The 18,492-nt window shown below is 61.2% G+C and carries 17 protein-coding genes; 8 read left to right on the forward strand and 9 right to left on the reverse strand.

All coding sequences use genetic code 11. The features are described 5' to 3' along the window. Positions 1-92: 92 nt before the first annotated feature. The 8 genes from LOL23_RS08635 (at position 93) to LOL23_RS08670 (ending at position 6,656) form a co-directional block, all read left to right on the forward strand. The gene (locus LOL23_RS08635) at positions 93-623 is read left to right on the forward strand and encodes a TlpA family protein disulfide reductase (RefSeq protein ID WP_369414108.1); all 531 of its coding nucleotides are present in this window, start codon (positions 93-95) and stop codon (positions 621-623) included. A 155-nt stretch (positions 624-778) separates the two neighbouring features. After that, positions 779-1,213, forward strand: coding sequence for a type II 3-dehydroquinate dehydratase (gene aroQ / locus LOL23_RS08640; RefSeq protein WP_160980453.1), 435 nt, complete (start codon positions 779-781; stop codon positions 1,211-1,213). Between the two features lie 86 nt (positions 1,214-1,299). Then, positions 1,300-1,752 carry an acetyl-CoA carboxylase biotin carboxyl carrier protein gene (accB, locus tag LOL23_RS08645; RefSeq protein WP_160980455.1) on the forward strand — a complete coding sequence of 151 codons (453 nt, stop codon included), beginning with the start codon at positions 1,300-1,302 and terminating at the stop codon, positions 1,750-1,752. A gap of 3 nt (positions 1,753-1,755) precedes the next feature. Beyond that, positions 1,756-3,105: an acetyl-CoA carboxylase biotin carboxylase subunit gene (gene accC, locus LOL23_RS08650; RefSeq protein ID WP_237173477.1), complete on the forward strand. Its 1,350-nt coding sequence runs from the start codon at positions 1,756-1,758 to the stop codon at positions 3,103-3,105. Between the two features lie 91 nt (positions 3,106-3,196). Further along, complete coding sequence (prmA, locus tag LOL23_RS08655; RefSeq protein ID WP_160980459.1) at positions 3,197-4,114, forward strand: 50S ribosomal protein L11 methyltransferase; 918 nt, start codon at positions 3,197-3,199, stop codon at positions 4,112-4,114. 22 nt (positions 4,115-4,136) lie between these two features. Next, positions 4,137-5,123, forward strand: coding sequence for a zinc-ribbon and DUF3426 domain-containing protein (locus tag LOL23_RS08660; protein ID WP_160980670.1), 987 nt, complete (start codon positions 4,137-4,139; stop codon positions 5,121-5,123). 77 nt (positions 5,124-5,200) lie between these two features. Next, positions 5,201-6,145, forward strand: a complete 945-nt coding sequence (locus LOL23_RS08665) for a carbohydrate kinase family protein (RefSeq protein ID WP_160980461.1) — start codon at positions 5,201-5,203, stop codon at positions 6,143-6,145. Positions 6,146-6,155: 10 nt separating this feature from the next. Further along, the gene (locus tag LOL23_RS08670; RefSeq protein WP_160980463.1) at positions 6,156-6,656 is read left to right on the forward strand and encodes an outer membrane lipoprotein; all 501 of its coding nucleotides are present in this window, start codon (positions 6,156-6,158) and stop codon (positions 6,654-6,656) included. A 69-nt stretch (positions 6,657-6,725) separates the two neighbouring features. Here LOL23_RS08670 and LOL23_RS08675 read toward each other — a convergent pair whose 3' ends face one another. From LOL23_RS08675 to LOL23_RS08715, 9 genes are all read right to left on the reverse strand, one after another. Beyond that, positions 6,726-7,289, reverse strand: a complete 564-nt coding sequence (locus LOL23_RS08675; protein ID WP_160980465.1) for a YggT family protein — start codon at positions 7,287-7,289, stop codon at positions 6,726-6,728. A 170-nt stretch (positions 7,290-7,459) separates the two neighbouring features. Further along, on the reverse strand, positions 7,460-8,179 hold the full coding sequence (locus LOL23_RS08680) for a histone H1-like DNA-binding protein (protein WP_237173478.1): 720 nt from the start codon (positions 8,177-8,179) through the stop codon (positions 7,460-7,462). 158 nt (positions 8,180-8,337) lie between these two features. Beyond that, entirely contained in the window at positions 8,338-9,492 is a 1,155-nt protein-coding gene (locus LOL23_RS08685; RefSeq protein WP_160980469.1) for a ribonucleotide-diphosphate reductase subunit beta, read from the reverse strand. A gap of 146 nt (positions 9,493-9,638) precedes the next feature. Continuing rightward, positions 9,639-12,560 carry a ribonucleoside-diphosphate reductase subunit alpha gene (locus LOL23_RS08690; RefSeq protein ID WP_237173479.1) on the reverse strand — a complete coding sequence of 974 codons (2,922 nt, stop codon included), beginning with the start codon at positions 12,558-12,560 and terminating at the stop codon, positions 9,639-9,641. A gap of 440 nt (positions 12,561-13,000) precedes the next feature. Continuing rightward, the gene (locus LOL23_RS08695) at positions 13,001-14,386 is read right to left on the reverse strand and encodes an amidase (RefSeq protein ID WP_160980473.1); all 1,386 of its coding nucleotides are present in this window, start codon (positions 14,384-14,386) and stop codon (positions 13,001-13,003) included. Between the two features lie 178 nt (positions 14,387-14,564). After that, positions 14,565-15,251: a DUF2848 domain-containing protein gene (locus tag LOL23_RS08700; RefSeq protein WP_160980475.1), complete on the reverse strand. Its 687-nt coding sequence runs from the start codon at positions 15,249-15,251 to the stop codon at positions 14,565-14,567. A gap of 65 nt (positions 15,252-15,316) precedes the next feature. Beyond that, positions 15,317-16,603 carry a TRAP transporter large permease gene (locus tag LOL23_RS08705; protein ID WP_160980476.1) on the reverse strand — a complete coding sequence of 429 codons (1,287 nt, stop codon included), beginning with the start codon at positions 16,601-16,603 and terminating at the stop codon, positions 15,317-15,319. Further along, a complete protein-coding gene (locus tag LOL23_RS08710) occupies positions 16,600-17,223 on the reverse strand; it encodes a TRAP transporter small permease subunit (RefSeq protein ID WP_237173480.1) in 624 nt (207 codons plus the stop codon). Before LOL23_RS08710 ends, LOL23_RS08705 begins: the two co-directional genes overlap by 4 nt. Positions 17,224-17,342: 119 nt before the next feature. After that, on the reverse strand, positions 17,343-18,401 hold the full coding sequence (locus LOL23_RS08715; protein ID WP_160980478.1) for a TRAP transporter substrate-binding protein: 1,059 nt from the start codon (positions 18,399-18,401) through the stop codon (positions 17,343-17,345). Between the last annotated feature and the right edge of the window lie 91 nt (positions 18,402-18,492).

The following is an 18,492-nucleotide window of genomic DNA, read 5'->3' on the forward strand; positions in this document are numbered from 1 at the left end:
ATTCGTATGTTGTGTCTGCGGCGGATTAAGTAGCGGGATTCTTGGCGGTGCTATGATGAGTGTTTATCGCCAAACAGTTCTAAGCTATTGTTTTGACTACACTTCCCATGAATCGGCGACATTTCCTGCAGCACAGCGCCGCCGCCGCGGCTGTCTTGATTGTGCCCGCCACGGGCCTCATGGTGGCGTCACGACCGGCGCGGGCTGCTGCCCCGCATCCTTTTTATGGCCGTGCGTTTGCCAATCTTGCCGACAAGCAGGTACCGATTACTGAATACTTGGGCAAGCCCCTGGTGCTTAACTTCTGGGCCACCTGGTGCCCGCCCTGTGTCAAAGAAATGCCCGATCTCGATACCCTGCACAGCAAATATCCCGGTGTTAACATCGTCGGCTTGGCGGTCGACACTGCGGCCAATGTGCGTAAGTTTGGCGACAAGGTGCAGGTCAGCTACCCCTTGCTCATCGCCGGCCATGGCGGTATCGCTATCATGCGCGAGCTGGGCAACAGCAAAGGCGGGCTGCCGTTTACAGTGGTATTCGATGCACAGGGGCAGCCGGCCAAAGAATATCTTGGGCAGGTCAAGCCCGAAGTGCTCGACGCATTGTTGGCCGGCATGGTCTGAGGGCCAGTTTCCGTGCGTGCATCACTGTTTTTGCGTACGTGGATTTTGTAACCAGATTAAATATTTTTCATTCTGTGCAATGCGGTGAACCGCTTTTATGGACAAATACGGTCATTTAGCGTAAAAAGGCGGTCTGTCTTCATAACACGTTCGCAATGGCGCAACACATCCTGGTCTTGCACGGCCCCAACCTCAATCTGCTCGGTACTCGCGAACCGGGCATTTATGGCAGCCAGACACTGGCCGACATCAATGCTCGCTTGCAGGCGCTGGCCCAAGATTCCGGGGCTCACTGCGAGGCGTTCCAGAGCAACCACGAAGGTGCTCTGGTCGATCGCATCCAAGCCGCGGGCCGCGATGGCACCGATTTCATCATCATCAACGCCGCCGCCTATACGCACACCAGCGTGGCCATTGCCGACGCGCTGTCAGCAGTCGATATTCCCTTTATCGAAGTTCATCTCTCTAACGTCTACAAGCGGGAAACCTTCCGTCATCACTCCTTCCTGTCCGCCAAGGCACAGGGTGTGGTGGCGGGGCTGGGCGGCTACGGCTACGAAGCCGCCCTGCGTTACGTCCTGGCCACGTAAGGCCGGCCTTACTTCGACACCCGCATTTTTTACGATCAACCCCCTGCGCCGCGAAGACGCCGCGTTGCAGTACATGGGAAGCTGGTATGGACCTACGAAAACTCAAAACCCTGATTGATCTTGTTGCCGATTCCGGCATCGCCGAGCTTGAAATCACCGAAGGCGACGGCAAGGTACGCATCGTCAAATTTTCGCAAGTGGCGCAACCTGTCGCCTATGCGGCAGACCCGGCACCTGTGGCTGTCCAGGCGCCTGCGTCGGCCGCCGCACCTGCCGCCGCGGCGGCTGAGCCGGCCAAGCCAGCTGGCCATGTCATCAAGTCGCCCATGGTCGGCACGTTCTACCGCGCGCCCAACCCCGGCGCGGCGCCCTTTGTCGAAGTGGGCCAGTCGGTCAAAGAAGGCGACGCACTGTGTATCATCGAAGCCATGAAGCTGCTCAATGAGATTGAAGCTGACAAGGGCGGCGTCATCAAGGAAATCCTGGTCGAGAACGGCGAGCCCGTCGAATACGGCCAACCCCTGTTTGTGATCGGCTAAACCATGTTCGAGAAAATTCTCATAGCCAACCGGGGCGAGATCGCGCTGCGCGTGCAGCGTGCCTGCCGCGAAATGGGCATCAAGACAGTGGTTGTGCACTCCGAGGCCGATCGCGATGCCAAGTACGTACGCCTGGCCGATGAGTCGGTATGTATCGGGCCTGCGCCGGCACGCGATAGCTACCTGAACATGCCCGCTATTATTTCCGCCGCCGAAGTCACCGACGCCGAAGCCATACATCCGGGCTACGGCTTCCTGGCTGAAAACGCCGACTTCGCCGAACGCGTCGAGAAAAGCGGTTTTGTGTTCATCGGGCCACGCCCGGAATCCATCCGCGTCATGGGCGATAAGGTCAGTGCCAAGCACGCCATGATAGAGGCAGGCGTGCCGGTTGTGCCGGGCTCCGAAGGTGCGCTGCCTGAGGATCCTCAGGAAGTCCTGCGCATTGCCCGCGAAGTCGGTTATCCGGTGATCATCAAGGCGGCAGGCGGCGGCGGCGGGCGCGGCATGCGTGTGGTGTACACCGAAGCAGCATTGATTACCGCCGTTGCCATGACACGCAACGAGGCTGGCGCGGCATTCAACAACCCCGAGGTCTACCTCGAAAAATTCCTCGAAAACCCGCGCCACATCGAGATACAGATATTGGCCGATGGCGGGCGCAACGCGATTTGGCTGGGTGAGCGCGACTGCTCCATGCAGCGCCGTCACCAGAAAGTGATCGAAGAGGCACCGGCGCCGGGCATCCCGCGCCGCCTGATCGAGCGTATTGGCGAACGCTGTGCCGAGGCCTGCCGCAAAATGCAGTACCGGGGTGCCGGCACGTTCGAGTTCCTGTATGAAAACGGTGAGTTCTTTTTCATTGAAATGAACACCCGCATTCAGGTCGAACATACCATCACCGAAATGATCACGGGCATCGACCTGGTGCAACAGCAGATTCTGGTTGCCGCCGGCGAAAAGTTCACACTGCGTCAGCGCGATATCGAACTGCACGGCCATTCGATCGAATGCCGCATCAACGCCGAAGACCCGTTCAATTTTATGCCCAGCCCGGGGCGCATCACCAACTGGCACACCCCCGGCGGCCCAGGGGTGCGGGTCGAGTCCCATGTGTTCACCGGCTATACCGTGCCGCCCAACTACGACTCGATGATCGCCAAGGTAATCACCTACGGCGATACGCGTCAGCAGGCCATTGCCCGCATGGACATCGCCTTGTCCGAAATGGTCGTCGAGGGTGTCAAGACGAACATTCCGCTGCACCGCGAACTGCTGCAGGATGCGCGCTTTGTCGAAGGCGGCACAAGCATTCATTACCTCGAGCACAAGCTGTCGCAACGCCCCAGTTAAGGTGCGCGGCAGCCCGCGCCGCACGCGGGAGGGGGGCAGCCCCCCACAAAAAAGGGGGCCTGGCCCCCTTTGTTTTCTTGATGGAGCCACCATGCGCGAACTCGTGCTGATTTGTCCCGAAGCCGATGCCGAGGCGTTGTCCGACGCCTTGATGGACGCGGGCGCCCTGTCTGTGTCGGTTGAAGATGCAGACAGTGACACGGATGCCGAGCAGGCCTTGTTCGGCGAGCCCGGCCTGGAACCGGAAGTGCACGCGTGGCAGAACAACCGCGTCGTGGCGCTGCTGCCCGATGGGCAAGATCCCGCCCAACTGATCGAACTGGTATGTGCCAGTGGTTTCAGCGCCTACGGCAGTGGCAACTGGTTGGTGCGTGAAGTGCCTGACGCCGATTGGGTGCGCCTGACGCAGTCGCAGTTTCAGCCTATCAAGATCGGGCAGCGTATCTGGATTGTGCCCAGCTGGCACCGCGATAATCCTGATGTGCCACCGATACATGATGCCGGCGCTGGGCAATTGCGGATTGAGCTTGATCCGGGCCTTGCCTTCGGCACCGGCAGCCATCCCACGACACATCTTTGCCTGGAGTGGCTTGAGCAGAACCTGGGCGACGCTGAAACCGTGCTCGACTATGGCTGTGGCTCGGGCATTCTGGCAATCGCAGCCAGCCTGCTTGGCGCGGGCGATACCCAGGCTGTGGATATCGACGAACAAGCGGTGTTGTCTACCCGTTACAATGCAGAGGTAAATCGGGCCCGGGTACAGGCTATGCTGCCGGATCAACTGACCGACGGGCAGTTCCAGGTCGTGGTGGCAAATATTCTTTCCAACCCGCTGAAGGTGTTGGCACCGATGCTTTCGAACCGCGTTGCGCCTGGTGGCCGCCTGGTATTGTCGGGCGTACTGGAGCGCCAGGCGCACGAAGTTGCGCAGGCGTACGCGCCCTGGCTAGCCCTTGAAGTCTGGCAGGCCCGCGATGGTTGGGTGTGCCTGCACGGCCGGCGGGGGTGAGGCCCTGTAACTGCTGAACACTATGGATCTGACTACGCGCTGCCCCAATTGCGGCACAACGTTTCCCGCAAGCCTTGAGCAGCTTCAATTGCGCAAAGGCTATATTCGATGCATAAACTGTGCATCGATTTTCGACGGCTATGAATCCGTAGTGTCAGGGGAAGATGGCAGCGATGCGGCACCCGACGCACCCACCTCCGGTGGTCGGGAGCCGGCTGCTTGGCAGGAAGCGGCGGCACCGGGCTTCACCGCCGACGGGCCTTCGCCCCGTGTCGTGCGCCAGCGCAGCCGGGGCGAAGGCGGCCCATTTGTCAGCATTCCGTCCGAGCCTGCGGCGCCCATGGACGAACCGGATTTCCATGTTGGCAGCCCAATTCATGCGCGACCCGAACCCGTATTCAGCGCGGCCCCTGTGTCCGGCGAGCGGGGGTTTTACATGGAACCCAAGGCGCCCGACGTCAACGCGGGGTTCGATACTCCGCATTACCGCCGCTCCAGTGGCCTGATGCAGCTTGTATGGCAACTGTTGGTGCTGCTTGCCGCGCTGCTGCTTGCCGCGCAGTTGGTGTATGTATATCGCGCGCAGTTGGCCAATAGCGTGCCCATGCTGCGGCCCACACTCGAACGGGCCTGCGACGCGCTGTCATGCGCCGTGCCATACAGCCGCGACATCACGGCCATCTCGATCACCAGCTCTTCACTGCGCGCCGGTTTGGTCGACGGCACTGTGCCCCAGGCCGGTGAAGCCGCCCCAGGCGGCGACATGTTGCTGACGTTCACGTTGCGCAATACGCTGCGCAAACCACAAGAGTGGCCCACTATTGTGCTGACGCTCACCGATGCGGCGGGTGCCATGGTTGTGCGCAAGAACCTGGCATCCGATGCCTATTTGCCGCCAGAGATGCAGGATCAGCCTTTCGGCGCATCCAGCGAGATCACTGTGCGGCTGCCGCTGCTACTCAACGGCCGCAAGGTCAATGGCTATCAGCTCGAAAAATTCTTCCAGTAGACGCGGGCCAGGCAAGCTTGCTTGCCGGCGCGGCCGGCTACGTTTCTTGTTTCAGGACAATCACTCCAAGGGATGACATGACAGACCGGGTTCTGATTTGCGGCTCTATTGCCTTCGACACCATTGCCGTCTTCGAAGGGCGCTTCAAGGAGCATTTCCTTCCCGACAGCATACAGTCGCTCAGCGTGTCGTTTTTTGTGCCCACGCTGCGCAAAGAATATGGCGGCTGCGCAGGCAACATTGCCTACAACCTGCGGTTGCTGGGCGGGAACCCAGTGCCGGTTGGCATGGTGGGCGCCGATGCGGCCGACTACCTGGAGCGTATGCGCAGCATGGGGATAGACACCAGCATGGTGCGTATGCTGGACGACATGTATACGCCTCAATGCTTCATCACGACGGACCTGGACGACAACCAGATCGCCTCATTTCACCCAGGTGCCATGATACGGTCGGCCGAAAATGATCTGACGGGACAGAAGGCCGTATGGGGCATTGTGGCGCCCGACGCCAAGGACGGTATGTTTGCGCATGCGCGGCGGCTCAAGGCCCAGGGAATCCCGTTTGTCTTTGATCTGGGGCAGGCCATGCCTTTGTTCAACGGCGATGAGCTGAATGAAATGCTGGGTATGGCGGACGTATTCACGGCCAACAACTACGAAGCCAGCGTGGTCGAGAAACGCACGGGTCGATCCATCCAGCAGATCGCTGACACGCTGCGCGCGGCGGTTGTGACGCAGGGGGCCAAGGGTGCTACGCTGTACGCGCACGGCAAGGTCACCCATGTGCCTCCGGTGTTGCCCGAGCAGGTGCTGGACCCTACCGGTTGCGGCGATGCCCATCGCGCGGGGCTGCTGTATGGCCTCACGCAGAACTGGAGTATGCTGGACGCATGCCGCTTGGCGAACCTGATGGGCAGTTTTAAAATCGCCGCGAAAGGGCCGCAGAACCACAATCCTTCGCGCGCAGACATCAACACCGCACTGCAGCAGCATTACGGCATCAGTCTTGCCGGGTTTTAAGGAGTCACACATGAGCACCACTTATTCGCGTCTACCTGGCAGCCGTGTGGGCAGGGCAATGGCGCTGGCCGCCTTGGCCTCAACGCTCGTCATCATGGCGGGCTGCGCCAATCAAAGCGCATCGTCATCCGTGTATTCATTCGACCAGGCGCAGCGCGAGCAGATCGTGCGTCAGGGTACGGTGGAATCCGTGCGGCCTGTCACCATCCAGAATGACAAACCGAGTGGCTTCGGCGGGCTCGCGGGTGGCGCTCTGGGCGGTGTGGCCGGCAGCTATATTGGCAGCGGCCGTGGCAGTGTGTTGGGCGCTATCGGCGGCAGCGTTTTGGGCGCGGTAGCTGGCAACGCAGTCGAAAACCGCACAGGCCAACGGCAAGGGCTTGAAATCACCGTGCGCCTCGACAACGGTGAAACCCGCGTTGTTGCCCAAGAGGCTGATGTGCAGATTGCGCCCGGCCAGCGCGTGCGTTTGGTTAGCGGTAACGGCCCTACGCGTGTCGTGCCAATGTAAACCTTGTCCGCATCAGCCCATAGCAAAAGCAGCCCGGTAACGGGCTGCTTTTTTTTGCGGATGATCTACTCAGAAGGCCACCAGCGAATACGTTATGCGCTGCAGTACCATCATGGCCACCTGCGCCAGCACCAGTAGCACCAATGGCGAAAGGTCGATGCCACCGAGGTTGGGCATGATGCGGCGTATGGGGTCGAGCAGCGGGGCGGTAAGCGTATGCAGCACAGGCATTACCGGCGCCAGTGGGTTTACCCACGACAGCACTGCCTGGATCAGCACCACCCACAGCAGCACATTGAAGGCCCATTTGGCCATGGTAACCAGGGCGGCGATGCTCGTGGGCAACAACAGATGGAGGGCTGCCGGTGGCCCGAATACCAATGCGGCCTCGATCAGCAATGAGAGCAACGCCACAAGCCAACAGCACACCAGGCTGGGCCAATCTATTTTGTTGCTGGTGGGGATGACGCGGCGCGCGGGTTGCACGATCCAGTCGGTGATGCGAAGCACTGTTTGCGAATACGGATTGAACGGATGCAGGCGTATGGCATACAGCCAGGCACGCAGGATCAGCGCGATACCGAACAGTGAAAAAATGATCTGGGTGAGAAATTGCGTGACGTCTCGGAACATGGCAAGGCGTGGAGAGTGTCTAACGGATCATTGTCGCATGCATGGCCCGACAGAGAAATCGGCGGCGACAATAAAAATGCCCGGCGTTGGGCCGGGCAAGCGGGTGCTGCGCGATGCGGCGTGTGACAAGGCGCGCGACATGCAGGTTGCGCGCCTTGTGTTTCGGCCGATCAGGGGCGGCCACCTGTAGGGAAGGGCCACGATGCAGCGGGGTTGATGGTTTGCTTGGCTTCGGGCGCGGGCGTTGCTTCTTTGCTGGCCTGGGCTGCTGCCTTGACGCTTGCCTTCTTTGGCGCACGCTTGGCGGGTGCTTTCTTGGCTGCCGATGCTGCCTTGGCCGGCGCCTTTGTGGCTACCGCTTTCTTTGCGGCGGCCTTTTTGGCCGGTGCCTTCTTGGCGACTGCCTTCTTGGCAGCAGCTTTCTTGGCCGGTGCTTTCTTGGCGACTGCCTTCTTTGCTGGCGCCTTCTTGGCTACGGCTTTTTTGGCGACCGTTTTCTTGGCGGCTGCTGCCTTGGTAGCGGTTTTCTTGACTGCCACTTTCTTGGCCGGTGCCTTCTTTGCTACCGCTTTTTTTGCAACTGCCTTCTTGGCGACTGCTTTCTTTGCGACGGCTTTTTTGGCGACTGCTTTTTTGGCGACAGCTTTCTTGGCAGCGACTTTCTTGACCGTTGCCTTCTTGGCTACGGCTGCTTTCTTGGCGGGAGATTTGGTCGCGGTGGTTTTCTTGGCGGCCGCTTTCTTCGCTACTGCTGTCGTTTTCTTTGCGGGTGCTGCCTTCTTGGCGGCTACGGTTTTTTTGACGACGGCTTTTTTGGCGGGTGTTGCTTTCTTGGCGGTTGCAGCTTTCTTGGTTGCCGCTTTCTTCACGGCCTTCTTGGCTGTTGCCATAGTAATGCTCCTTGAGATCGAGTCGAAGAGTACGTCCACCCATTTGATATGGCCCCCACTACAGGATGCGACCCATCTCAAATGGCGCAAGGCGTGCAACGCACTTGCTGTGCGTTGCACGCCTAGAGTCTAACGTAGCTTCGCTTGTCAACCAAGCATTATTCCCAGCTAAGTGCCCCACCGGTCTGATATTCGATGACGCGTGTCTCAAAAAAGTTGCGTTCTTTCTTCAGATCGATCATCTCAGCCATCCATGGGAATGGATTTTCTTCTTGGCCGAAGAGCGGTTCAATGCCGATTTGTTGGCAACGGCGATTGGCGATGAAGCGCAGATAAGACTTGAACATCGACGCGTTCAAACCGAGCACGCCGCGCGGCATGGTGTCTTCAGCGTAAGCATATTCAAGGTCTACAGCGGTTTTGAAGAGCGCGCGGATCTCTTCGCGGAACGCTGGCGTCCATAGATGCGGGTTCTCCAGTTTGATCGTGTTGATGAGATCAATGCCGAAATTGCAGTGCATGGATTCATCGCGCAGGATATACATGTACTGCTCGGCGGCACCCGTCATTTTGTTCTGTCGGCCCAGCGCAAGGATTTGCGTAAAACCAACATAGAAGAACAAACCTTCCATCAGGCATGCGAAAACAATCAGCGAACGCAGCAATGCCTGGTCGGCTTCCAGCGTGCCTGTCTTGAATTCCGGGTCGGCGATGGCATCGATGAACGGGATCAGGAATTCATCCTTGGCGCGGATGGACGGGACCTCGTTGTAGGCGTTGAAGATCTCGCCTTCGTCGAGGTCGAGACTCTCGACGATGTATTGATAGGCGTGTGTATGGATGGCCTCTTCGAACGCCTGCCGCAACAGGAACTGGCGCGCTTCGGGGGCGGTGATGTGGCGGTACGTGCCGAGCACGATGTTGTTGGCGGCCAGCGAATCGGCCGTCACGAAGAAGCCGAGGTTGCGCTTGACGATGCGGCGCTCGTCTTCGGTGAGCCCGTTGGGGTTCTTCCATAGCGCGATGTCGCGCGACATGTTGATCTCTTGCGGCATCCAGTGGTTGGCGCACGTGGCGAGATATTTTTCCCAGGCCCATTTGTACTTGAACGGTACGAGTTGGTTGACGTCGGTCGTGCCGTTGATGATGCGCTTGTCGGCGGCGCGGACGCGGCTGGGCTTGTCTGCGCCAGCGGTGTTATCGGACTCGTGCGAGGAGGGCGCGGCAATGGCTGTATCCAGGCCGGGCAGGCCGCCTTGGCTGGCCGCGGGTGCGGCGGGTTGGGTGGCGGGGGTGTCGTCCCAATTCAACATAATTCTTTCCTGTGGCAATGAGGCCGCGCGCCTTGCGGCACGCGGTGTGCTGGCATGATGAGCACTGTGCGCTGGCTGGCCTGCGTCGTGCTCTTATTAAGAGCTGTTTGCTGGCCGGCCGGTTTCGCACGATGTCTGTACGCGACTTATTGGCAGGCCTCGCATTCTTCGAAGCCTTCGTCGCCGGGGCGCATGGTGCACACTGCGCCAACGACTTCAGGTTCGGGCAGCGTAGGCGCGAGCGCAGCACCGGCGGCAAAGCCGGCGGCGCCGTTGCCGGTGGGCACGGCATTGAGTTCGCCGCCGCGGCCTGTGGACTTCTCGGCATTGGTGGCGCCCATTGAGCGCAGGTAGTAAGTGGTTTTGAGGCCGCGCACCCACGCCAGTTTGTAGATGTCGTCCAGCTTCTTGCCCGATACGCCGGCCATGAAGATGTTGAGCGATTGTGCCTGGTCGATCCACTTGGAGCGGCGAGCGGCGCACTCGACCACCCAGGTCGGGTCGATCTCGAAGGCCGTTGCATACAGACGGCGCAGGTCTTCGGGGATACGGTCGATGCGGGCCAGGCTGCCGTCGAAGTACTTCAGGTCGGCGACCATGACTTCATCCCAGAGATTGCGGGCCTTGAGATCGCGTACCAGGTAGTCGTTGACGACGGTGAATTCGCCCGACAGGTTGGACTTGACGTATAGGTTGCGGTAGTTGGGCTCGATGCAAGGCGCCACCCCGATGATGTTCGAGATGGTGGCCGTGGGCGCGATGGCTACGCAGTTGGAGTTGCGCATGCCGTGCTGGGCGATGTGGGCGCGCAGGGCGTCCCAGTCCATCGTGCTGCTGCTGTCAACGTCCAGATAGCCGCCGCGCGCTTCGCGCACCATGGCCAAGGTGTCTTGCGGAAGGATGCCGCGATCCCACAGCGAACCCTTGAAGCTTTCGTAGGTGCCGCGCTCGGCCGCGAGCTTGCTGGAGGCCAGATAGGCGTAATAGCACAGCGCTTCCATCGAGGTGTCGGAGAACGCGACCGCCTCTTGGGAGGCAAACGGAACACGCATCATCAGCAGGCAATCCTGGAAGCCCATGACGCCCATGCCGACGGGGCGGTGGCGCATATTGGCGTTGCGGGCTTTCTCGACGGCGTAGTAGTTGATGTCGATCACGTTATCGAGCATGCGCATGGCTGTGGAAACCGTGCGCTCGAGCTTGGCGTGATCCAGTTCGTAGCTGCCGTCCGCGTTCTGCTTCAGGTGCGCCGCCAGGTTGACCGAACCCAGGTTGCACACCGCGATCTCGGACTCGTTCGTGTTCAGCGTGATCTCGGTGCAGAGGTTGGAGCTGTGCACCACGCCCACGTGCTGTTGTGGAGAGCGGATGTTGCAGGCGTCCTTGAACGTGATCCAGGGGTGGCCGGTTTCGAACAGCATGGACAGCATCTTGCGCCACAACTGGATGGCGGGGAGCCTCTTGAACAGAGTGAGTTCGCCGCTGGCGACCTTGGCTTCGTAGCCGGTGTAGGCCTCTTCGAAAGCCTTGCCGTATTTGTCGTGCAGGTCGGGGCAGTCGGACGGCGAGAACAGCGTCCACTCGCCGTTTTCCATGACGCGTTTCATGAACAGGTCGGGAATCCAGTTGGCGGTGTTCATGTCGTGCGTGCGGCGGCGCTCGTCGCCGGTATTTTTGCGCAGCTCGAGAAACTCTTCGATGTCCAGGTGCCAGGTTTCGAGGTAGGCGCAGACGGCGCCTTTGCGCTTGCCGCCCTGGTTCACCGCCACGGCAGTGTCGTTCACCACCTTGAGGAAAGGCACGACGCCCTGGCTTTCGCCGTTGGTGCCCTTGATGTGGCTGCGCAGTGCGCGAACGGGTGTCCAGTCGTTGCCCAGGCCGCCGGCATATTTGGCCAGCAGTGCGTTTTCTTTGATGGCGTCGTAGATGCCGGCCAGGTCGTCGGAAACCGTGGTGAGGTAGCACGACGACAGTTGCGAATGCAGGGTGCCAGAGTTGAACAGCGTGGGCGTGGAGCTCATGAAGTCGAACGAGGACAGGATCTCGTAGAACTCGATGGCACGCGCTTCGCGGTCGGTTTCATTCAGCGCCAGGCCCATGGCCACGCGCATGAAGAACACTTGCGGCAGCTCGATGCGGCGGCCCCGCACATGCAGGAAATAGCGGTCGTACAGGGTTTGCAGGCCTAGGTAATTGAACTGCTGGTCGCGGTCGGCCTTCAGGGCGGCGCCGAGGCGGGCCAGGTCGAAGTCGGCCAGCTTGCTGTCGAGCAGTTCGTTCTCGATGCCGGTCTGGATGAAGACAGGGAAGTATTCTGCGTAGCGGGTAGTCATCTGCGACTGCTCGACTTCCTCGCCCAGCACTTCTTTGCGGATCGTGTGCAGCAGCAGGCGCGCGGTGACCTGACTGTAGGATGGGTCAGTCTCGACCAGTGCGCGGGCGGCCAGAATGGCCGACTTGAACACCTCTTCGGCCGGAACGCCGTCGTACAGGTTCTTGATGGTTTCGTCCATGATGCCCTGGACGTCGATGTCGTGGGGCAGATTGGCTGCCGCTTCGGTGACCGTGGTGCGCAGGCGGCCAAGGTCGAGCGGGCGGCGCACGCCGTTTTCGACGACATTGAGCGTGGGGTGAGGCTCGGCGGGCTGGGTTGCGGGGGCGGCGGCCGCGCGCTCCTGGGAGCGCTTTTCGCGGTACAGCACATAGGCGCGCGCCACGTCGTGCTCACCCGAGCGCATCAGAGCCAGTTCGACTTGATCCTGCACGTCTTCGATATGGAAGGTGCCGCCGCCGGGCCGGTTGCGCACCAGCGCGTTGACGACCTGCGCCGTCAGCGATTCGACGAGTTCGCGCACACGCGCGGAGGCTGCGCCCTGGCCGCCGTTGACGGCGAGAAAGGCTTTAGTTACGGCCACGGTGATTTTGCCGGGAGCAAAGCCGACCACGGCGCCGTTGCGGCGGATGATATTGAAATTGGCCCACTGATTGCCGGTGGCCGCGGAGGGACCGCCGTTGGCGGACGATACGGGCGCGGACTGAGGCAGGATCTCGGTCGAGGTGGTTTGCATGCAGGCTCCTGGAGCGATCGGTGGCGCGCGGGGCGCCGGGAGTTTCTGGTTGGCGGAATCAGGCAGAATGCGTACTGCTGACTGGGTGATAGACGTAGAACTGCTTGCCTACACCACTATATATTGTGGTTTTTGTGGTTTTGAACACTAATTGTAGTGACAGGATTGAGGTCAGGCAAGTGCATTTCAGGCTTGATTTTTTCACGTGTCTATGGCCTGGGTTTGAATAAAAAAGCGGCCTCCCACCGGGAAGCCGCTTGTGCCAAGCATCCGCGCCCATTCGTGCAAGGATGAGCCGAGAGGCTGGCGTTGAATTGCCTAATTGTAAATTATTGTTACGTCATTGCCGCGCTTATTACGTTTCTCTACCATCATCCCCTCACGCCGTGCAGGCCGCTCGGGCAGCCCGCACAACCGGCGCCCGCCAAGGGCTGCGCAACTCACAAGGTTGTTCCGGTCTGCCGCACCGTTGTCAGCGCTTGTTCGATCTCCCGGCCGGCTTGCAGAATGCGGGCATCGGCCATGGCCGGCCCAGCCACCATCAGGCCCACAGGCGCTTCGTCGGAGGCGTGGCAGGGCAGCGACAGGGCACAGCCGTCCAGGAAGTTGATCAGCGTGGGGTTGCGCAATATCAGGCCATTGGCGGCGAAATAGGCTTCGTCGGTTGCCTTCAGCGTGGCGATGGCGGGCGCCACCACGGGCACAGTGGGCAGCAGCATTGCATCAAAGCGGGTCAGCCGGTGGGCAACGCTGGCTGCCCAGCGGGGGCGCACCTGCATCACTTCGATGTAGTCGGCGGCGGTCATGTCGCGCCCACGCAGGATGCGCGAGGCCACACGCGGATCGTATTCGCCTTCCGCGCGTGCCAGCAGCCTCTGGTGCCAGGCCCATGCTTCGGCGCAAACCAGGCCGCCTTTGCGGTTGATGTCGGCAAGTTCATCGAACTCCGGGATGGTGACGTATTCGATCTGCGCACCGTGGTCGCGCAATACCTGCAGCGCCCGGTCGAAGGCGGCACGGACGGCGTCATCAGCCCCGTCGAGCACGACATTCTTGGGCACGGCCAGGCGCAGCCCGCCGGCCCCGGGGGATTCGACTGCAGGCGCGGTGGAGCCCGGCCATGGCTGGCCCGCCAGAATGGCATCGGTGATGGCGCAGCAGTCTACCGATGCACCCAGTGGGCCAATGGAATCCAGCGAGAACGACAGCGGCACCGCGCCTTGTGACGGCACCCGGCGAGCCGTCGGCTTGAAGCCGGTCAGGCCGCAAAAGGCCGACGGGATGCGCACTGAGCCGCCCGTGTCGGTGCCGATAGACACGACAGACATGCCGTCAGCCACCGCGACGCCCGCGCCTGAGGATGAGCCGCCGGGTATGCGCCCGGTGGCGCGGTCCCAGGGCGAGCTGGGCGTGCCATAGTGCGGGTTAATGCCCAGGCCGGAGAAAGCGAACTCCGTCATGTTGGTCTTGCCCACAACGATGGCGCCGGCCGCGAGCAGGCGCTGCACGATGGGGGCGTTGCTGGCGGCGGGTGCTGACCCGCGCAGCACGGTGGAGCCCGACCAGGTTTCCTGGCCCGCGACGTCAAAGAGGTCTTTCACCGAGACGGGCAACCCTTCCAGCGGCGATCGCGCCAAGCCGGCCGCGCGCAGCGTATCGGAGGCGCGTGCGGCAGCCAGCGCCTGTTCGCGATACACCTGGGTAAAGGCGCGGGCGCCTTCGCCAGCCGTGTCTTCGATACGCCTCAGGGCTGACTCGGTGAGGGTGGTGGCGCTTGTTTCGCCATTGTTCAGCGATGTTTGCAGGGCTTGGATCGTGGGAAGCATAAGAACTGGCTCTCCGGTTGGTTGTCGGATTCGTTCGGATACGGTGAGCGGGCCGGACTCGGCCCGCTCACTCTATATAGAAGACACGCGTTCGGCGCGGCAGTGTTGCATGGTCCCGCCTTGCGACCTTGGGCGACAGGGCGCGTGATCACCAGGGGCGCGATACGACCCGATAGGCTCATGCAATTTCGGGCAGGATTTCCTGTGTGTAGCGATGGCGGATGCTGCGGCCCAGAACGGGGTCGTGCAGTTCCATCGTGAAGACCGCCGCAGGACGGATGCCGCCTTGCACGGTGACAGTGCCGCACGTCATGCCGTGGCCCTCGGGCAGGACGTCGCTGCCAAAGCGGGCGCGGATCAGCTCCAGAGGAGGGCGCAACTGCGACATCGGCCCTTCCTGGTACAGCACCTGTTTGCCACCTTCTTCGATCCACGCGCGCAGGATAAGTTGGTCCCAATGGTCGGCAACGCTGTCCAGCGTCCAGGCTTCGGTTGCCACGGGCTTGATGCACAACTGCTTGGACAGCGCCACACTGTGCGCTTCGAGTTTGCGATCTGTATGGTCGGACGCAAGGCTCACATACATATGCCCGCTATGGGTAAATACAAATGCCTCGGCCTCGCCAGAGGACTCGGCGCCCACCACCTGTACCTGTTCGCTCTGGATGAGCTGATTGGCAGCCACCTGGTAGAACAGGGGCACTGCGCTGGGGCGCGGCACGCCCAGTTCGGCCAGTTCCTGGATGTGGTGTTCGATGGCATCCCGGTCGCGGCCGGCCCAGCCTGCGATGATCAGGGTATCGATGTCGACATTGATCGTACTGGCGGCCGCGTCGTTGGCGGGCACCTGAAACTGCAGTTTCATCTTAAAGACTCCAAAAAGACGGCGCCGCGCGGTGCGTCACGCGGCCGGAAAACAGAATGCCTCGGTTACAGCGTCACCACGGTGGGCAGCCACAGCGCCAAGCCGGGAACGAGTGCCAAAATCAGCACCATCAGCAGCATCATCACTACAAAAGGCAGGGCGCCTTTCATGACGGCGTTCATGCTGCCGCTGGTGCGCAGGCTCTGCACCACGAACAGGTTCAGGCCCACGGGCGGGGTGATCAGCGCTGCCTCGACCATGATGATGATGACAATCCCCAGCCAGATGGGATCGAACCCCAGGGCCACCATGATCGGGGTAACGATGGGGATGGTGGTGATCATCATCGACAGCGTTTCCATGAAGCAGCCGAGCACCAGGTAGAACACCACCATGATGAGCAGCATAGTCATGGGCGAGACGTTCAGCCCGGTGATCGAGTTGGTGATCGCTGTGGTCAGGCCGGTGGCGGACATGATGAAGTTCAGGAAGGCCGCGCCGATCACGATCAACATAATCATGGCAGTGGCTTTCATCGTACCTTCGAATACCTCGCGCAGCATGCGCAGCGTGAGGCGCCGGGCAAAGGCGGCCAGGATCAGCGCACCAGACACGCCCAGTGCGGCCGCTTCGGTCGGCGTTGCGAGGCCGGCGTAGATCGACCCCACTACCAGCAGAAAAATAAACAACGGTGGCAAGAGGTGCACCAGGCTGGCGATGCGTTCGCCCCAGCTTGCGCGGGTGCGTTCGCCGCCCCATGCGGGCTTGGCGACGCAGGCGATGGCGATGGCGGCCATGAATAGCGCTGCCATGAGCAGGCCGGGGATAATCCCTGCCAGATAGAGCCGCGGTACCGAGGTGTTGGTGAGTACGCCGTAGATGATGAGGTTGATCGAAGGCGGAATAAGTATGCCCAGCGTGCCGCCAGCGGCCAGGCTGCCCAGGAAGAGCGATTCGTTATAGCCCTTCTTCTGGATTTGCGGGATGGCCACCGTACCGACTGTTGCGGCAGTGGCCACGCTGGAGCCCGACGTGGCGGCGAACAGTGCGCTGGCACCGATGTTGGCATGCATCAGCCCACCGGGCAGCCACGACAGCCACAGGCTCATGGCCCCGTACATACGCTCGGCGAGCCCGGAGCGCAGCAGGATTTCGCCCAGCATGACGAACAGCGGAATCGACACCAGGAGGAACTCATTGCTGGTGGACCACGACACTTCGCCAATAGCCCGCGTGAGCGGCAGCATGGAGTAGAGCGGATCCATGATCAGGCCCAGCACGCCCAGCGCGGCACCGACCGGGATACTGGCGCCCAGCAGCACCAGCAGCAGGATGAGGGAGGTTGCGATCATGATGCATCCCCTCGAACCATGCGGGCGCCCGCTTCGGCTTCTTCCTTGGCCTCTTCTTCAATCGAACGCATCCCGGCAACGGCGCGCACGGTGGCGATATCGCCGCGCACCATCGCAATCGATGCGCGCAGCAACATCAGGGCCAGCACAATGCACAGCCAGATCAACCCCGCGACCCAGATGAATTGGGGTATCCACAGCGGTGTGGCCAGTATGGTGTTGGCGGCGGCGTTATTGTCCCACGAGAGCATCGCCACACCGCTTGCGTAACGTGTGACGTAGGCAATGAACACTGCCAGCCCGACCAGAGCCAGCCAGTCGAGGATGGCGCAGATGCGGGTGGGAAGGTGCTGATACAGCGCATCAATGCGGATGTTGGCGCGATCGAGGGTGGCGAAGGACAGCGCCCAGGAAATGCTGATGGCGAAGGCGTAGCCGGACAGTTCGTCCGAACCGCCCAGCCCATAGGGGGAAAACTTGCGCAGCAGGACATCCACCGTGATGTAGAGCGCGCTGACCAGTGTCAGTGCGCCGGCGGCCCAGATGGCCGCGCGCGACAGCGAGGTGGCCGCCGCCAGCAGGCGGCCCAGCACGCCGGGATCAGAAAAACTTGCGTTCACGATAGACCTCGCTATCAAGGTTAAATGGGCGCGTTCAGGGGCGTTATAGGGGCGCCCCCACGGACATGGGGGCGCCCGCAGGGGGGCGCGCTCCCTGGCGCCGCCCGTGACCCCGCTGTTTACTTGGATGCCGTAACGTTCAGTACTTTGCCAACGGTGGCATTCCACTCTTTCACGCAATCGGCGGAGCATCGCGCCGCCCACTGCGGCACGATGGTGTCGGCCGTGATTTTCTTCAGCAATTCACGGTCCGCATCCGAGGGTTCGACCAGCGTCATCTTGCCTTTCACGGGCAGCGTGCAGGCTGCGGCGCCGGTATTGCAGTCATAGCCCTGCTGGGTTTCCTGCGCGGCCGCATCCCAGATCTTGTCGATCATGACACCGATGTTCTTCTGCAGAAAATCCTGCACCTTGGGATCCAGCTTGTTCCAATAGCCCATATTGGCGGCGTGAATCTGCTGGTTCCAGTTGATGGGCAGCTTGACGAGGTGGGTACTGACCTCGTACCACTTTGCCGAGTAGCCCGACATGGAGCCGGTGATGGCACAGTTAACGACGCCGTTCTGCAGCGCGGGGACGACTTCGCCAAAGGGCAGCGTGACGCTGGTGCCGCCCAGTGCCTGAATGAACTCCGCCTGGGTACGACTGCTAGTGCGCACCTTTTTGCCCTTGAGGTCGTTCAGGCTGGCGATCTTGGCATTGCAGAACAGCACCTGGGCAGGATAGGGTGAAAAGCCAAGCACTTTGACGTTGTTGCCCGCATAGTATTTGGCAAACACGGGTTCGAAGGCTTCGGTGATCTTGCGCGCAACCTTAACGTCGGGCGCGATACCGGCCAGGTCGATGGCCTCGTTCATGGGGTTGTCGGTGGCAAAGTACGACATCGTGGCCGTGCCGATAGGCACCACGCCCTGGCCGATGAGGCGCAGGATCTCGGGCCCTTTCAGGCCCATTTCATTGAAACCCTTGATCGTCGCGGTGACCTGGCCGTTGGAGAGTTCCGGCACCGTCTTGGTCCAGAACGGCTGCTCGAAATTCTGGTAGGCGGTCAGGTTGCTCAACCCGCCCACAACCTGAAGCTGGGTCTTGGGCAGCCCGTCAACCTTTTCCTGGGCGTATGCGCCCGCGGACAGGATCAATGCGCCGGCGGCAAAGGTGGTCATGAACGAGCGTTTCATTGTGTTCTCCTGAAGGGGCTGCGATGCCCACGTAGATGTTGTTGGAGGTATGTCACTGCTTGGAGTACCGCCAGGCTATGCCCGGCTGGGG

It is taken from the genome of Paracandidimonas lactea (genome assembly GCF_021653995.1).
GTDB classification, from domain to species: domain Bacteria; phylum Pseudomonadota; class Gammaproteobacteria; order Burkholderiales; family Burkholderiaceae_B; genus Allopusillimonas; species Allopusillimonas lactea.

Coding starts and splice junctions, on each gene's coding strand:
- LOL23_RS08685 (WP_160980469.1), bottom strand. CDS start 9,492: ATGTTGAATTGGGACGACACCCCCGCCACCCAACCCGCCGCACCCGCG.
- LOL23_RS08665 (WP_160980461.1), top strand. CDS start 5,201: ATGACAGACCGGGTTCTGATTTGCGGCTCTATTGCCTTCGACACCATT.
- LOL23_RS08670 (WP_160980463.1), top strand. CDS start 6,156: ATGAGCACCACTTATTCGCGTCTACCTGGCAGCCGTGTGGGCAGGGCA.
- LOL23_RS08715 (WP_160980478.1), bottom strand. CDS start 18,401: ATGAAACGCTCGTTCATGACCACCTTTGCCGCCGGCGCATTGATCCTG.
- prmA (WP_160980459.1), top strand. CDS start 3,197: ATGCGCGAACTCGTGCTGATTTGTCCCGAAGCCGATGCCGAGGCGTTG.
- LOL23_RS08690 (WP_237173479.1), bottom strand. CDS start 12,560: ATGCAAACCACCTCGACCGAGATCCTGCCTCAGTCCGCGCCCGTATCG.
- aroQ (WP_160980453.1), top strand. CDS start 779: ATGGCGCAACACATCCTGGTCTTGCACGGCCCCAACCTCAATCTGCTC.
- LOL23_RS08705 (WP_160980476.1), bottom strand. CDS start 16,603: ATGATCGCAACCTCCCTCATCCTGCTGCTGGTGCTGCTGGGCGCCAGT.
- accC (WP_237173477.1), top strand. CDS start 1,756: ATGTTCGAGAAAATTCTCATAGCCAACCGGGGCGAGATCGCGCTGCGC.
- LOL23_RS08680 (WP_237173478.1), bottom strand. CDS start 8,179: ATGGCAACAGCCAAGAAGGCCGTGAAGAAAGCGGCAACCAAGAAAGCT.
- LOL23_RS08700 (WP_160980475.1), bottom strand. CDS start 15,251: ATGAAACTGCAGTTTCAGGTGCCCGCCAACGACGCGGCCGCCAGTACG.
- LOL23_RS08695 (WP_160980473.1), bottom strand. CDS start 14,386: ATGCTTCCCACGATCCAAGCCCTGCAAACATCGCTGAACAATGGCGAA.
- LOL23_RS08675 (WP_160980465.1), bottom strand. CDS start 7,289: ATGTTCCGAGACGTCACGCAATTTCTCACCCAGATCATTTTTTCACTG.
- LOL23_RS08660 (WP_160980670.1), top strand. CDS start 4,137: ATGGATCTGACTACGCGCTGCCCCAATTGCGGCACAACGTTTCCCGCA.
- accB (WP_160980455.1), top strand. CDS start 1,300: ATGGACCTACGAAAACTCAAAACCCTGATTGATCTTGTTGCCGATTCC.